Below are 15,268 nucleotides of genomic sequence, written 5' to 3' on the forward strand. Positions count from 1 at the left end.
CTCCCACACTATGATTAACCGACTCGCTTTCCGGGACGTCGGGCGGTAAGTACGTTCAGGTAATCCCCGGCCCCCGTCTGGTAGCGTCGCGTCGACGAATCGAGCGCCTGCTGCGCGGCGGCGACATAGCCCTGACGGGCGTCCAGCTGTTCGCTAAGCGTCGCCCGGCGGGCCAGCGCGTCGGCTACGTCCCGAAAGGCGGTCTGGATCGTTTTCTCGTAGCTCGCCACCCGCCCCTGCTTCTGCGCCTGGGCATAACGTAATTGCGCCAGATTGCCGCCGCCGGCGAACAGGGGAAGGGTGACCGAAGGCGAAAAAGCCCAGATGCGCGAGCCGCCGCTGAACAGGTTGGCCAGCGAATCGCTGCCGGCCCCTGCGCTGGCGGTCAGCGTGATGGTCGGAAAGAAGCTGGCGCGCGCCGCGCCAATGCTGGCGTTGGCGCTTTTCAGATTATGCTCGGCTTCCCGCACGTCCGGACGGCGCAGCAGAACGGATGACGATACGCCCGCCGGCAGCAGCGCGATGCTATGGTTCGGCAAGGACTCCAGCGTGCCGGGCAGCAGGGCATCGGGCACGTCGCTGCCGGTCAGCAGGGTCAGCGCATTTTTGCTCTGCGCCACTTGCGTCAGACCGGCGGCCACGCCGGCGCGCGCCTGCTGATAGATCGTTTGCGCTTCTGACGCGTCGCTGGCCGCCGCCAGGCCGTTTCGCTGCCGGCGCTGAACGGCGGCCAGCGAATCCGCGGCGCTCTGCCGGGTATTGCGCGCCAGCGCCAGATTGCTGTTAGCCGCGGCAAGCGCCAGCCACGCGCGGCTGGTGTCGGCAATCAGCGTCAGTCTGGCGCTCTGCGCGGTATATTCACTGGCGAGCCAGGTTTCTCGCGCGGCGCGCGTCAGGCTGCGGTTGCGGCCAAACAGGTCCAGTTCGAAACCGGATATCGCGCCTTCCGCCTGCGCGCTTTCGCTCATTCCGTTGGTCGGCGTTTGGCTGCGGGCGAGGCTAAGATCGGTATGCAGCGCAGGAAACAGCGCGCCGCGCTGTTCGCGGTACAACGCCCGGGCGGCGGACATATCGGCCAGCGCTTTCTGTACATCCCGATTGCTGCGCAGCGCCCGTTCGAGCAGTTGCCGCAGACGCGCATCGCCTATCACGCTTTTCCAGCCCGCCAGTTCGGCGCCTGTCTGACCGGACGCCCCCGGCCAGACGGCCGGCACGGGCGCGGCGGGGCGCTGCCAGACGGGATCGAGCGACGCGCAGCCAGCCAGCATTAGAGACAGGGAAATAACACGCAAACGTATCACGCGGGGCCTCCGGCGACTGGACGGCGGAAAACGCGTTTCACCAGAATAAAGAACAGCGGCACGAAGAAAATCGCCAGTAAGGTGGCGCTGAGGGTGCCGCCGATAATACCGGTGCCGATGGCTATACGGCTATTGGCACCGGCGCCTGTGGCGATGGCCAGCGGCACCACGCCGGCGACAAACGCCAGCGATGTCATCAGAATAGGGCGCAGACGGGTGCGGGCGGCATTCAGGGCCGCCGAGCCCAGTGAACTGCCTTGCCGCACCGCCGTTTCCGCGAACTCCACGATCAAAATGGCGTTTTTCGCCGCCAGTCCGATGGTAGTGAGCAGCGCCACCTGAAAGTAGACATCATTATTTAATCCGCGCAGCGATGCGGCCAGAATCGCGCCGAGCAGCCCAAGCGGGATGACCATAATGACGGAGAACGGCACCGACCAGCTTTCATACAGCGCCGCGAGACACAGGAAGACGATAAGGATGGAGATGGAGTACAGGCTGACCGCCTGCCCGCTGGCCAGCTTCTCCTGTAGCGACAGCGCGCTCCAGGCCCATGTGGAGCCGGGCGGCAGCGCATTCGCCAGCGTTTCCATTTTGTTCATGGCTTCACCCGAACTGAAGCCGTCCGCATTGACGCCCTGAATTTCGAAGGCGGCCGAGCCGTTGTAGCGCGTCAGGCTTTCCGCTCCCCAGCTCCAGCGGGTGGTCGCGAAGGCGGAAAATGGCGTCATCGTCCCTTCCGCGCCGCGAACAAACCATTTGCCCAGATCCGAGGGCTGGGAGCGGAAGTCTCCGTCGCCCTGCAGATAAACCCGTTTCACCCGTCCCCGATCGATAAAATCGTTCACGTAGGCGCCGCCCCAGGCCCCGGTGAGCGTATTCGTCACATCGCTCAGCGCCAGACCGAGCGCGACCGCTTTTTCGTTGTCGATATCCACCTGCAATTGAGCGGTTTCCGGCAGGGTATTGGCGCGCACGGCGAGCAGTTCCGGACTCTGCGCGGCCTCCCGTATCAGTTGATCGCGCAGCGTCAGCAGAGCGGCGCGATCGGTCGAACCGTTGGCCATCAGCTCAAAGGTGAAACCGCTGGTCTGGCCCAGTCCCTGAACGGAAGGCGGGGTAAGGGCAAAAATACGCGCGTCGCGGATAACGGCCAGCCGCTGCGTGGCTCGGGCCGATATCGCTTCCGCGGCGTTTTCCTTATCTGCGCGCTGCTCCCAGTTTTTCAGCTTAACGAACGCCATGCCGGCGTTCTGCGCGCTGCCGGTATAGTTAAAGCCGGTAATGGTGAAAATGGCTTCCGTGTTGTTCTTTTCCTGCGTCAGGAACCAGTCCGTGATCTGTTTATTGACCGCGTCCGTGCGGCTGGCCGCCGCGCCGGCGGGCAGCGACGTCTGCAGCATAATTTCGCCCTGATCTTCATTGGGTAAAAAGCTGTCCGGCAGGCGCCACATCAGCAACGCCATCACCAGCCCCATCGCCGCGTAAACCAGCAGCATCGCCACAGGGCGACGCAGTACGCTCAGCACCTTATGCCGATACCCGCGCTCGGTATTGCCGTAAAAGCGATTGAATTTCGCGAAAAAGCCCCTGACGGGCGGGTGATTATGGCGCAGCAGAATGCCGCACAGCGCCGGGGTCAGCGTCAGCGCCACCACGACGGACAGCGTCATGGCCGCGATAATGGTGACGGAGAATTGCCGATAGATCACGCCGGTGGCGCCGCCAAAGAAGGCCATAGGCAGAAACACGGCCGACAGCACCAGGGCGATCGCCACCAGCGCGCCGGAGATTTCCCCCATCGATTTTTCCGTCGCGTCTTTGGCGTTAAGGCCTTCATCGCGCATGATGCGTTCTACGTTCTCCACCACGACGATGGCATCGTCGACCAGCAGGCCGATAGCCAGCACCATGGCGAACAGCGTCAGGGTATTGATCGAATAGCCGAACAGGAAAAGTACGCCGAACGTACCCAGCAGCACCACCGGGACGGCCAGCGCCGGTATCAGGGTGGCGCGCAGATTTTGCAGGAACAGGTACATTACCGCCACCACCAGCACGATGGCTTCGGCCAGGGTCTTAACCACATCCTGCACCGACAGTTTGATGAATTCGGTGCTGTCTTTGGGGTAGGCCACGTCGTAGCCGACGGGCATTGTGCGCTGGTACTCGGCGATCTTCTCCTTGACCCGCGTGGAGGTTTCCAGCGCATTGGCGCCGGGCGCCAGCATCACGGCCAGTCCCGCCGCCGGATGGCCGTTAAGTTTCGCCGACATGCTGTAGGCCTGGCTGCCCATCTCCACCCGGGCCACATCGCCCAGCCGGACGATAGCGCCGGCGCTATCGTGTTTGATGATAATATTGCGGAATTGCGCGGGCGTCTGCAGACGCGACTGGGCGCTAACGGTCGCCGTGAACTGTTGCTTTTGCGGCGCCGGCAGACCGCCGATTTTTCCCGCCGATACCTGAATGTTCTGCGCCTGAACGGCGGCCGTCAGATCGCCGGGCATCAGGGAGTAGGCGGCCAGTTTGGTCGGATCCATCCAGATACGCATGGCATATTCGCCGCCGAACACCATCAGTTCGCCGACGCCGTCCACCCGGGCCAGCGGGTCCTGCAAATTGCTCACCAGCCAGTCGCCGATATCGGCGCTGTTCGACTGGTCGGTTTTGTCATACAGCGCCAGAATCAGCAAATAGTTGGACTGGGATTTGGTGACGGTCACCCCGGCCTGCTGCACTTCGACCGGCAGACGAGACTCCGCCTGCTGGATCTTGTTCTGCACCTGGACCTGGGCGGTGTCCGGGTCGGTGCCCTGCGCAAAGGTCACGGTAATGGTGACGGTGCCTTCAGAGGTGCTGCTGGCGTTGAAGTAGAGCAGGTTATCCAGCCCGGTCAACTGCTGTTCAATGACCTGGGTAACGCTATTTTCCAGCGTCTGGGCCGATGCGCCGGAGTAGGTGGCGCTGATGCGGATCGACGGCGGCGCCACATCCGGGTATTGCGCCACCGGCAGAATACGAATGGCCAGCAGACCCGCCAGCATGATCAGAATAGCGATCACCCAGGCGAAGACCGGATGATGGACAAAGAATCGGGAAAACATCAGGCCTGACCTCCGCTGCGCTCGACGTCGACGGGCGCGACCTGCTGGCCGGGCGCCACCTTGTTGGTGCCCTCGGTGATCAGACGATCGCCGTTTTGCAGACCTTTCAGCACCAGCCAGCGATCGCCCGCCGCGTCACCGGTCTCCACCTGACGTTTCTCCACTTTGTTTTCCGCCGTGACGACCAGCGCCGTCGCATTGCCTTTGGCATCGCGGCTGATGCCGCGCTGCGGCGCCAGTATGGCGTTTTCCATCACGCCTTCATTAATTTTGGCGCGGATATACATGCCCGGCAGCAGCAGGTGTTGTGGATTAGGAAATACGGCGCGCAGGGTGACGGAACCGGTCGCCTCATCCACGGCGACTTCGGTGAGCGCCAGACGGCCTTTTTCCGCGTACTCGGTGCCATCTTCCAGTATCAGCGTCACGCTCAGGGTGTCGTTGTTCGTCGCCAGGGCCTGCTTGCGCAGGCGCAGCAAATCGCGGCTGGCGCGGGTGACGTCTACATACATGGTATCCAGCGCGCGGATTGTGGCCAGCGCCGAGTCCTGTTGAGCGGTTACCAGCGCGCCCGGCGTGACGCTGGAAATGCCGATGCGTCCGCTGATGGGCGCGGCGATCGTAGTCCAGGCCAGCTGAATTCGCGCACTTTCCAGCGCGGCCTTTTTCTCGCTTTCGCTGGCCTGGTCCTGTTCGCAGACGGCGCGGGCATCGTCGGCGTCCTGGCGGGAAACGTCATTCGTTTTCGCCAGTTGCGCGTAGCGATTCGCCTTGGCGCAGTCCGCCCGCAGCAGCGCCTGAGCGTTTTTCAGGGCGGCGGCGGCCTGATCGACGGCGGCCTGATAGCTGCCCGGGTCGATTTGGTAAAGCGCCTGGCCGGCCTGTACGTCGTCGCCTTCACGGAACAGGCGTTTCATAATCAGCCCGCCTACCTGCGGCCGTACTTGCGCCGTCATCGCGGATACGGTACGGCCAGGCAGTTCGCTGATCAGACTGTAGGGTTGCGCGCGCAGGCTAACGATGCCGACTTCAACGGGCTGCGCTTGGGGGGCGGCGATCTGCGGGTTATCGCAGCCCGCCAGGGTAACAATGGCCAGCAAGAAAAATCTTCTTAAAAACATAATGTTATCCAGAAGCTAAAGGGATGAGAAGCCACCACCCTGGCAGCAGGTGAAAAACGCCCGCTTATTGATATTCGCCCGCAGGGCGGAGCGGCGCGCACGGTTAAGTCGGGCGTCAGCCGGACTTGCCCCATGCCGACGGTTATCGCTGTCGTCAGCGCTACTCTGAATGTCCGGCCGTTGTCTGTTTGTAAAATCGCGATTACCGTACAGTATGGTTCAGTTTTAATTGGCAAGGAAATTTTGTCAAGAGAAACACGCTGACACATATGGACACATACGGCGGGGGCAACGGGCGATCGCGGCGCGGTTTGTGGACTAAATGGCGGGAAGCGTTTGCCGGTCCGTATGGGCGCGGCGCGCACCCAACGAAACAGGCGAACGCGAAGAGGAAACGCGGCGGCCGGTTACTGAACCGCGCCTTGCGCGTCGCGACGGCTATGCCGTCAGCTTCATATTTGGCACACCATGGCCTGGACTATGCTTGTTCCAGTAAGTTGCTGACCGGACCGTCATTCGCGCGCCGCGTGATGATGACGTTTTTCCTGTCGTACCAATTAGCGCGTATATAAACAGATCCTATAGTCCGAATATATATAACTAATAAACCTCAATATGCAGGTTTTAGCGCCTGAAAGCGATCGTGAATTCTGGACGTCAGTGAGGCCGCGATTTCTGGCTGCGTGGTCGCAACGAAGTTGAACATCGCATCCCGACATTCGCGGGTGTTTCAAAATAGCGATTGTTCCGCGCATGCTCATTCATCGCTTTCCATAAGCGCGCTGTCGTATTCAGGGTCGCGCGATACGGTGGCGGATAGTGAATTTTATGTTCGCTACAAAGGCCCGGTCTTTAATCAATGGGGTCCGGTTATATCCCGCTCCGTCCGGTATCACATGGATTTTCTGTCGGCAAGCAGGGTGACGTTTACGTATCTCAATGAAAAAAACCGATGCTGTAATCATTAATCGTTTGGTAGTCATAAATAACCGCGCAGCCCCTGTCGCTCAGATTCAGCGCAGTCGGAATATTCAGTCGGGTTCGGTTTTCCGTCGTTTTTACTGACTTTTTATGTCCTCTCCGTCTCCATCCATAACTGAGCTTTGTCGCCTGTGTCGGATGTCAGGCATCGAGAAACAGAATCGGCTCATCACCCGCTATTTTCTTAAAATATTCATCATATTCAATGAACTGTTTCTTTTTTTCTTCACTGAGTTTATGCGCTATGCCTGCCGGTTTTTGGCGGGTGAAACTGAGGCGCTGCAGCCTTTTGTTCATGCCGGCAATACTGAACCGGATAGCCCGGCGCTGTTCGACATAAGGCACAATATCGCGGCTATGATGGAATAGATACAGAGATAAGTGGCTGATTAAACTCTCTGTTTGACGAGCGCCGCGCATACTGCCAGCGCCGCCGTTTTCGGGTTTGAGCTTGTGGTCATCAAGATAATCACGGATATGGCGGTTGAGCGTGGTTTCATGAGGCTGCAGATCCTGAGCAATCATGGCCGAACGCCAGCCTTCAGAGGCCAGAAGGCGCGCTTTGATGCAATCGCGGACATGGCCATCACGAGTGGTGTCGTGCAGGCGTTCAGGTTCGGCTTTTTGCTCATCAGTGATAAATATTTTCATGCTGGCAAGCATGATCTCTTTAATGTATAAAATCAGCCATTTTTAATGATCACGGATATATAAATTTTTATTTCATGAGTATTTAAGTTTTATTTAAATGATTATTCCTGCCGTTGTTATTGGTTTTTTTGTATTCGTTTCCCCTTTTTTAATACTGTGCGCGCCGCACCGGCTCTGCTTTTTATTGTGTGGATCGTTGTCTGCATTTTTATATTTTATTTATACCTTTGGCGCCAATATTGACGACATTTTTATTTCCATTTATTTACACTTGAGCCGTCTTCAATGAATCCGGGAGCGTCGCCATGAACGTGGAATTAATTACCGGCATTGTGCTGGTGTTTTTGTTACTGGGCTATCTGTTTTATGCCCTCTGCCGGGCGGAGGATTTCTGATGGCTGCCGAAGGCTTTTTATTACTGGTCAGTTTGCTGGTCGTGCTGTTTTTACTGGCGCAACCGCTGGGCCGTTTCATGTCAGGCATGGCGCTTGATCGCGCTGCGCCGGGGACCGCGGCGATAGAGCGCGCTTTATGGCGCCTGTGCGGCGTGCCGCAGGGCGAAATGAACTGGCGACAGTATCTGGGCGCCGTACTGCTGTTTAACCTGCTGGGGCTGGCGTTTCTATTTTTCATTCTGCTGCTGCAGGGCAGCCTGCCGCTTAACCCGCAGGGGCTGCCCGGGCTGTCCTGGCATCTGGCGCTGAATACGGCGATCAGTTTCGTCAGCAACACCAACTGGCAGTCTTATGCCGGCGAATCCACCATGAGTTATTTCAGCCAGATGGTCGGTCTTGCCGTGCAGAACTTCCTGTCGGCGGCGACCGGTATTGCCGTGCTGTTTGCGCTGATGCGCGGTTTTGCCCGGCATAGCACGGATAATCTTGGCAATGCGTGGCGCGATCTTACCCGCGTCACGCTGTGGGTGCTGTTGCCGCTGTCGCTGGTTATGGCGCTGTTTCTGGCCGGTCAGGGGGTAATACAGAATTTCAGCCCTTACGTGACGGCCGCCACGCTGGAAGGGGCGCAGCAGACGTTGCCGATGGGGCCGGTGGCGTCGCAGGAGGCGATCAAAATGTTGGGCACCAACGGCGGCGGTTTGTTTAACGCCAACTCGGCCCATCCGTTCGAAAACCCGACCGCGCTGACCAACTTCGCGCAGATGCTGGCCATCTTTCTTATCCCGGCCGCGCTGTGCTTTACCTTTGGCGACGTGGCGCGCGATCGCGCCCAGGGACGCACCCTCCTGTGGGCGATGACGCTGATGTTTGTGGTCGCCGCCGTGCTGGTGATGACGGCGGAAGTCAGGGGCAATCTTCATCTGACCGCCTTCGGCGCGGACAGCGCCATGAACTGGGAAGGGAAGGAGAGCCGCTTCGGTATCCTGAACTCCAGCCTGTTCGCGGTGATCACCACGGCCGCGTCCTGCGGGGCGGTCAACGCCATGCATGATTCGTTCACCGCGCTGGGCGGCATGATCCCTATGTGGCTGATCCAACTGGGCGAGGTGGTGTTCGGCGGCGTCGGTTCCGGCCTTTACGGCATGCTGATGAATGTGCTGCTGGCGGTGTTTATCGCCGGCCTGATGATTGGCCGCACGCCGGAATATCTGGGTAAGAAAATCGGCGTGCAGGAAATGAAAATGGCGGCGATCTATATCCTGATTGCGCCGTCGCTGGTGCTGACCGGCACGGCGCTGGCCATGATGACCGACGCGGGGCGCGCCGGCATGCTCAATCCGGGCGCGCATGGCTTCAGCGAAGTGCTGTATGCCGTCTCTTCGGCGGCCAACAATAACGGCAGCGCGTTCGCCGGGCTGTCCGCCAATACGCCTTTCTGGAATTTGTTGCTGGGGGCCGCCATGCTGCTCGGGCGCTTCGCGCCCTTTGTGCCGCTGCTGGTTATCGCCGGTTCTCTGGCGGCAAGAAAAATCCAGCCGGCCAGTTCAGGCACTTTGCCGACCCACGGGCCGCTGTTTGTCGCGCTGATTATCGGCACGGTATTGCTGGTCGGCGCACTGACCTTTATTCCGTCGCTGGCCCTTGGGCCCATCGTTGAACATTTACAGTTACTGGGCCATTAATTGCCGGAGAATTTTCGTATGGCACATCAATCTGTTTCCCATAATCGCGGTTCCCTGTGGCGCGCGGCGATCGGCGAGTCGTTTAAAAAACTCGATCCCCGTGCGCAGTATCGTAATCCGGTGATGTTTGTGGTGTATCTGGGCAGTATTCTGACCACGCTGCTGGCATGCAGGCTGGCGTCGGAGCACGCCGGCAGTCAGGCCGGTTTCACCGCCGCCATCAGCCTGTGGCTGTGGTTCACTGTGCTGTTCGCCAACTTTGCCGAGGCGCTGGCCGAAGGGCGCAGTAAGGCGCAGGCGGAGAGCCTGAAAGGCATTAAACGCACCAGCTGGGCCAAAAAACTGGCCGAACCGGCGCAGGACGCGCAGCAGCAAAAGGTCGCGGCGGACGCCCTGCGCAAGGGCGATTTTGTCCTGGTGGAAGCGGGCGACATTATTCCCTGCGACGGGGAGGTGCTGGCCGGCGGCGCCTCTGTCGATGAGAGCGCCATCACCGGGGAGTCGGCGCCGGTAATCCGCGAGTCGGGGGGCGATTTCGCCTCCGTGACGGGCGGGACGAGGATTTTGTCCGACTGGCTGGTGATCCAGTGCAGCGTTAACCCGGGGGAAACCTTCCTCGACCGGATGATCGCTATGGTGGAAGGCGCCCGGCGGCGTAAAACGCCGAACGAGGTGGCGCTGAACATTCTGCTGATCTCCCTGACCATCATCTTCCTGCTGGCCACCGCCACGCTGTACCCGATTTCGGCCTGGGGCGGCACGCCGATCAGCGTCACGGTCCTGGTCGCCCTGCTGGTTTGCCTTATTCCCACCACCATCGGCGCGCTCTTGTCGGCTATCGGGATTGCCGGCATGAGCCGGATGCTGGGGGCGAATGTCATCGCCACCAGCGGACGCGCGGTGGAAGCCGCCGGCGACGTGGATGTGCTGCTGATGGACAAAACCGGGACCATTACGCTGGGCAACCGCCAGGCCAGCCAGTTTCTGCCGGCGCGCGGCATGAAGGAAGACGCGCTGGCCAGCGCGGCGCAGTTGGCGTCTCTGGCGGATGAAACGCCGGAAGGGCGCAGCATCGTGGTGTTGGCTAAACAAAAATTCAATCTGCGCGAACGCGATTTGCAAAGTCTGGACGCTACCTTTATTCCATTTTCCGCCCAGACGCGCATGAGCGGGGTCAACATCGGCCGAAAAATGCTGCGCAAGGGCGCCGCCGATGCGATCCGCCGCCATGTCGAGAGCAACGGCGGCCGCTTCCCGCAGGACGTGGAGGAGCTGGTCGCGTCCGTGGCGCGTAAAGGGGGGACGCCGCTGGTGGTCGCCGAAGATAATAGCGTGATGGGCGTGGTGGCGCTGAAAGATATTGTGAAAGGCGGGATCCGCGAGCGCTTCGCCGAGCTGCGTAAAATGGGGATTAAAACGGTGATGGTCACCGGCGACAACCCGCTGACGGCGGCGGCCATCGCTGCGGAAGCGGGCGTTGACGATTTTTTGTCCGAGGCGACGCCGGAGGCCAAACTGGCGCTGATTCGCCAGTATCAGGCGGAAGGGCGCATGGTGGCGATGACCGGCGACGGCACCAACGATGCCCCGGCGCTGGCGCAGGCCGACGTGGCGGTGGCGATGAACTCCGGCACTCAGGCGGCCAAAGAGGCCGGCAACATGGTGGATCTGGACTCCAACCCGACTAAACTGCTGGAAGTGGTGCATATCGGCAAACAGATGCTGATGACTCGCGGTTCGCTGACCACCTTCAGCATCGCCAACGATGTAGCCAAATATTTCGCCATCATTCCGGCGGCCTTCGCGGCGAGCTGGCCGCAACTAAATATGCTGAACGTGATGGGTCTGCACTCTCCGACTTCGGCCATCCTGTCGGCGGTGATTTTCAACGCGCTGATTATCGTGTTGTTGATCCCGCTGGCGCTGAAAGGGGTTGGCTATCGCCCGATGTCCGCGGCTGCGCTGCTGCGCCGCAATCTGTGGATCTATGGCGCCGGCGGACTCGTGGCGCCGTTTATCGGCATTAAGTTAATCGACATTATACTGACCGTGCTGGGTCTGGCCTGAGGAGACAGTAAATGAATCTGTTACGCCCCGCGATTTCTGTTTTTATCCTGCTGGCGCTGCTGACCGGCGCGGGCTATCCGCTGTTGACCACGGGCCTGGCCCAGTGGTGGTTCCCCGCCGCGTCCAACGGCTCGTTGCTCGGGCATGGCGATCGCCCGCGCGGTTCGTTGCTGATCGGCCAAAACTTTACCCGGGCGGATTATTTCCACGGCCGCCCGTCGGCCACGGCGGAAACGCCGTATAATCCGCTGGCCTCATCAGGCAGCAACCTGGCGCTAAGCAACCCGGCGCAGGACGAGGCGATCAAACAGCGGGTGGCCGCGCTGCGAGCGGCCAATCCCGCCGCCGGCGCGCCGGTGCCGACCGAGCTGGTGACGGCTTCGGCCAGCGGGCTGGATCCGCATATTTCGCCGGCCGCCGCGATCTGGCAAATTCCGCGGGTGGCGCAGGCGCGTCGCCTGTCCGCAGCGGCGCTGACGCGTCTGGTGGAAGCCAATACGACGCGCCCGCTGCCGTATTTCATCGGCGAGCCGGTGGTTAACGTGCTGGAACTGAATATGGCGCTGGATGCGTTGCCCAAACATTAAGGAAATATGATGACGGAAGAACCCCTGCGTCCTGATCCGGATGTGCTGCTGGCGCAAGCGGATACGCTCGGTCGCGGCAAGCTGAAAATTTATTTTGGCGCCTGCGCGGGCGTGGGCAAAACCTGGACGATGCTGCAGGAGGCGCGCCGCCTGCGGGCGCAGGGGCTGGATGTCGTGGTCGGCGTAGTGGAAACGCACGGCCGGCGGGAAACCGCGGCGCTGCTGGAAGGGCTGGACGTTCTGCCGCGGCGCGCCACCGGGCGCCACCGCCACCAGGAATTCGATCTGGACGCGGCGCTGGCGCGGCGTCCGGCCGTCATTCTGATGGACGAACTGGCTCACTCCAACGCGCGCGGCGCGCGGCACCCCAAACGCTGGCAGGACATCGACGAACTGCTGGATGCGGGGATTGACGTACTGACCACGGTAAATGTTCAGCATCTGGAAAGTCTGAACGATGTGGTCAGCGGCGTGACCGGCGTCCGGGTGCGGGAAACCGTGCCGGACCCGTTTTTCGACTCCGCGGCGGAGGTGGTGCTGGTGGATTTGCCGGCGGACGATCTGCGCCAGAGGTTAAAAGAAGGCAAGGTGTATGTCGGCGATCGCGCCGAACGCGCGATCGAAAACTTTTTTCGTACAGGCAATCTGTTCGCCTTGCGTGAACTGGCGCTGCGGCGCACGGCCGATCGCGTCGACGATCAAATGCGCGCGTGGCGCGACGCCCGCGGACGCGAAGAAAAAGTCTGGCACACCCGCGACGCGATCCTGTTATGCATCGGCGCCAGCACCGGCAGCGAAAAACTGGTGCGCATCGCCGCGCGGCTGGCCGCCAAACTCGGCAGCGAATGGCACGCCATCACGGTGGAAACGCCGACGCTGCACCGTCAGAGCGAGGCGCGCCGCCGTACGATTCTGCGCACGCTGCAGCTGGCGCAGAATCTGGGCGCGGTGACCGCCACGCTGTCCGATCCGGATGAAGCGAAGGCCACTCTGCGCTACGCGCGCGAACATAATCTGGGCAAAATCGTTGTCGGGCGTTCGCCGCCGCGCAGGTGGCATTTCACCAACCGCTTCGCCCGGCGCCTGAGCCGGCTGGGGCCGGATCTGGATTTGCTCATCGTGGCGCTGGACGATGCGCCCGATATGCCGGCCGGCCGGGCGAGCGACAGCCGGGGCGCGACGGAAAAATGGCGTCAGAAGCTGCGAGGTTGTCTGGCGGCGACCGCCATGTGCGCGCTGATTACGCTGTCAGGCAAGTGGTTATTACCCGGTTTTTCACCCATCAATCTGGTGATGATTTATCTGATGGGCGTGGTGCTGATAGCGATCGGCTTCGGGCGTTTGCCGTCGGTGGCGGCGGCGCTGCTTAATATTGTGGCGTTCGATCTGTTTTTCGTCGCCCCCGCGGGGTCGTTCGCCGTCTGGGACGCCCAGTATTTGGTGACGTTTTCGGTGATGCTGGCGGTCGGGGTGATTACCGGTAATATGACCGCCGGCGTACGCTATCAGGCGAGGGTGGCCAGACACCGGGAGCAACGCGCGCGCTACCTGTATGAGATGGCGGACGGCTTAAGTCGGGCGAGGATGCCGGGCGAGATCGCGCAAATCTGCCAGCGGGTGGTCGGCGCCGCGCTGCTTGCCCGGTGCGAAATCTGGCTGCCCGACAGGCAGGGCGCGCTGAGCGCGCCGGCGGAAAGAACGCTGGATACCCTGCCGGATCCGGCTATCGTTAAATGGAGCTTCGATAAGCGGCAGGTGGCGGGCGCCGGCACCGACACCTTGCCCGGCGTGCCTTACAAAATTCTGCCGCTGACGCTGGCCGGGCGCGCGCTCGGTCTGCTGATTATCGAACCCAGCAATCTGCGCCATCTGCTGATACCGGAGCAGCAGCGGTTGCTGGATACCTTTATGGTGATCATCTCGGGCGCTCTGGAGCGGCTGGAACTCACCCGGCGCGAGCAACAATCGCGCCTGGCGGCGGAACGCGAAGAACTGAGGAACTCGCTGCTGGCCGCGCTGTCGCACGATCTGCGCACGCCGTTAACGGTGCTGTTCGGCCAGGCGGAAATGTTGACGCTTGAACTGTCGAACCAGGGAGCAAAGCAGGCGAGCATGGCGAATGACATCCGCTTGCAGACGCTGAGCACCATCCGGCTGGTGAATAATATGCTGGATATGGCGCGCATCGAGGGGGATGGCTTTCGCCCGCAGACGGACTGGATCGCCCTGGAGGAGATTATCGGCAGCGCGCTGCAGTCTCTGGCGGCGATACTGCCGGCGCGCGGCGTGCAGCTGGATTTACCGTCGGAGATGGTGCTGCTGCAGGGCGACGGGCCGCTGCTGGAGCGCGTGTTCGTCAATCTGCTGGAGAACGCGCTGAAATACGCCGGCAGCGGGGCGACAATCGGCATCCGCGCCCGGACGCAGTCGGCTACGATAAAGATCGAGGTGTGGGACGACGGCCCCGGCATTCCGGCGGGTAAAACGCAGCAGATTTTTGAAAAATTCACCCGCGGACGCGAAGAGTCGGCCATTCCGGGCGTCGGGATGGGGCTGGCTATCTGCCGGGCGATCACGGACATGCATCACGGCGAGATTAGCGCGGCGAATCGCCCGCAGGGCGGCGCCTGTTTTACCATTATTCTCCCTCTGCCGCCGGTTGCGCCGCTGGAGGCGAGTCAGGAAGAGAGCCTGTGAAGAGTTTACTGATTATTGATGATGAAAAGCAGATTTGCCGCTTTTTACGCAGCGCGCTGGAGAGCGACGAAATCAAGGTGTATGAAGCGGAGTCGCTGGCGCGCGGGCTGAGCACCGCCGCGGCCAGACAGCCCGACCTGGTTATTCTTGACCTGGGGCTGCCCGACGGCGACGGCGTGGAGTTTATTCGCGAATTCAGGCAATGGAGCGATCGGCCGATTATTGTCCTGTCCGCGCGCACCGGCGAGGAGGACAAGATCGAGGCGCTGGATGCCGGCGCCGACGATTTTCTTTGTAAACCCTTCGGCGTCGGCGAGCTGCAGGCGAGAGTCCGCGTCGCCCTGCGCCGCGGCGAAAGCGAAAGAGAACAGGTGGTAACGTTCGACGAGGTCACCGTCAATCTCAGTGCGCATACCGTGACGCGTGCCGGCGAACATATCCACCTGACCCCAACCGAGTTCCGGCTGCTGGCGCTGCTGGTGGGCAACCCCGGCAAGGTGCTGACGCAGTCGCAGATACTGAAGCACGTCTGGGGGCCGAATGCGGATAACAGCCAGTATCTGCGTATCTATATGGGGCACCTGCGTCAGAAACTGGAACGCCAGCCGGCCCAGCCGCAGCATTTTATAACGGAAAACGGCGTAGGCTACCGTTTTGTCTGAGGCTGCGCCTGACC

The 15,268-nt window shown here is 61.1% G+C and carries 8 protein-coding genes and 2 pseudogenes; 6 read left to right on the forward strand and 4 right to left on the reverse strand.

The genetic code is table 11. The features are described from left to right. Nucleotides 1-35: 35 nt before the first annotated feature. The 4 genes and pseudogenes from FJU30_RS09065 to FJU30_RS09080 form a co-directional block, all read right to left on the reverse strand. Nucleotides 36-1,301 (reverse strand): annotated as a pseudogene (locus FJU30_RS09065) (efflux transporter outer membrane subunit); the annotation flags it as partial. Beyond that, nucleotides 1,298-4,408 carry an efflux RND transporter permease subunit gene (locus FJU30_RS09070; RefSeq protein ID WP_150434624.1) on the reverse strand — a complete coding sequence of 1,037 codons (3,111 nt, stop codon included), beginning with the start codon at nt 4,406-4,408 and terminating at the stop codon, nt 1,298-1,300. The pseudogene FJU30_RS09065 and the gene FJU30_RS09070, both read right to left, overlap by 4 nt. Next, nucleotides 4,408-5,529, reverse strand: coding sequence for an efflux RND transporter periplasmic adaptor subunit (locus tag FJU30_RS09075; protein WP_150434625.1), 1,122 nt, complete (start codon nt 5,527-5,529; stop codon nt 4,408-4,410). The genes FJU30_RS09070 and FJU30_RS09075 overlap by 1 nt, the downstream gene beginning before the upstream one ends. A 610-nt stretch (nt 5,530-6,139) precedes the next feature. Further along, nucleotides 6,140-7,161: pseudogene (locus FJU30_RS09080) on the reverse strand (IS630 family transposase). Nucleotides 7,162-7,466: 305 nt separating this feature from the next. On the opposite strand from FJU30_RS09080, the gene kdpF reads away from it, so the two are divergent. The 6 genes from kdpF to kdpE are packed head-to-tail and all read left to right on the forward strand — an operon-like array spanning nt 7,467 to nt 15,254. Beyond that, the gene (gene kdpF / locus FJU30_RS09085) at nt 7,467-7,556 is read left to right on the forward strand and encodes a K(+)-transporting ATPase subunit F (protein ID WP_150434626.1); all 90 of its coding nucleotides are present in this window, start codon (nt 7,467-7,469) and stop codon (nt 7,554-7,556) included. Next, nucleotides 7,556-9,241: a potassium-transporting ATPase subunit KdpA gene (gene kdpA / locus FJU30_RS09090; protein WP_150434627.1), complete on the forward strand. Its 1,686-nt coding sequence runs from the start codon at nt 7,556-7,558 to the stop codon at nt 9,239-9,241. The genes kdpF and kdpA overlap by 1 nt, the downstream gene beginning before the upstream one ends. Before the next feature lie 18 nt (nt 9,242-9,259). Next, the gene (gene kdpB, locus FJU30_RS09095; RefSeq protein WP_150434628.1) at nt 9,260-11,308 is read left to right on the forward strand and encodes a potassium-transporting ATPase subunit KdpB; all 2,049 of its coding nucleotides are present in this window, start codon (nt 9,260-9,262) and stop codon (nt 11,306-11,308) included. An 11-nt stretch (nt 11,309-11,319) separates the two neighbouring features. Then, on the forward strand, nt 11,320-11,895 hold the full coding sequence (kdpC, locus tag FJU30_RS09100; RefSeq protein WP_150434629.1) for a potassium-transporting ATPase subunit KdpC: 576 nt from the start codon (nt 11,320-11,322) through the stop codon (nt 11,893-11,895). Nucleotides 11,896-11,904: 9 nt separating this feature from the next. Beyond that, a complete protein-coding gene (gene kdpD, locus FJU30_RS09105; RefSeq protein WP_150434630.1) occupies nt 11,905-14,592 on the forward strand; it encodes a two-component system sensor histidine kinase KdpD in 2,688 nt (895 codons plus the stop codon). Next, a complete protein-coding gene (kdpE, locus tag FJU30_RS09110) occupies nt 14,589-15,254 on the forward strand; it encodes a two-component system response regulator KdpE (protein ID WP_150434631.1) in 666 nt (221 codons plus the stop codon). The genes kdpD and kdpE overlap by 4 nt, the downstream gene beginning before the upstream one ends. Nucleotides 15,255-15,268: the final 14 nt, after the last annotated feature.

It is taken from the genome of Affinibrenneria salicis, assembly GCF_008710095.1.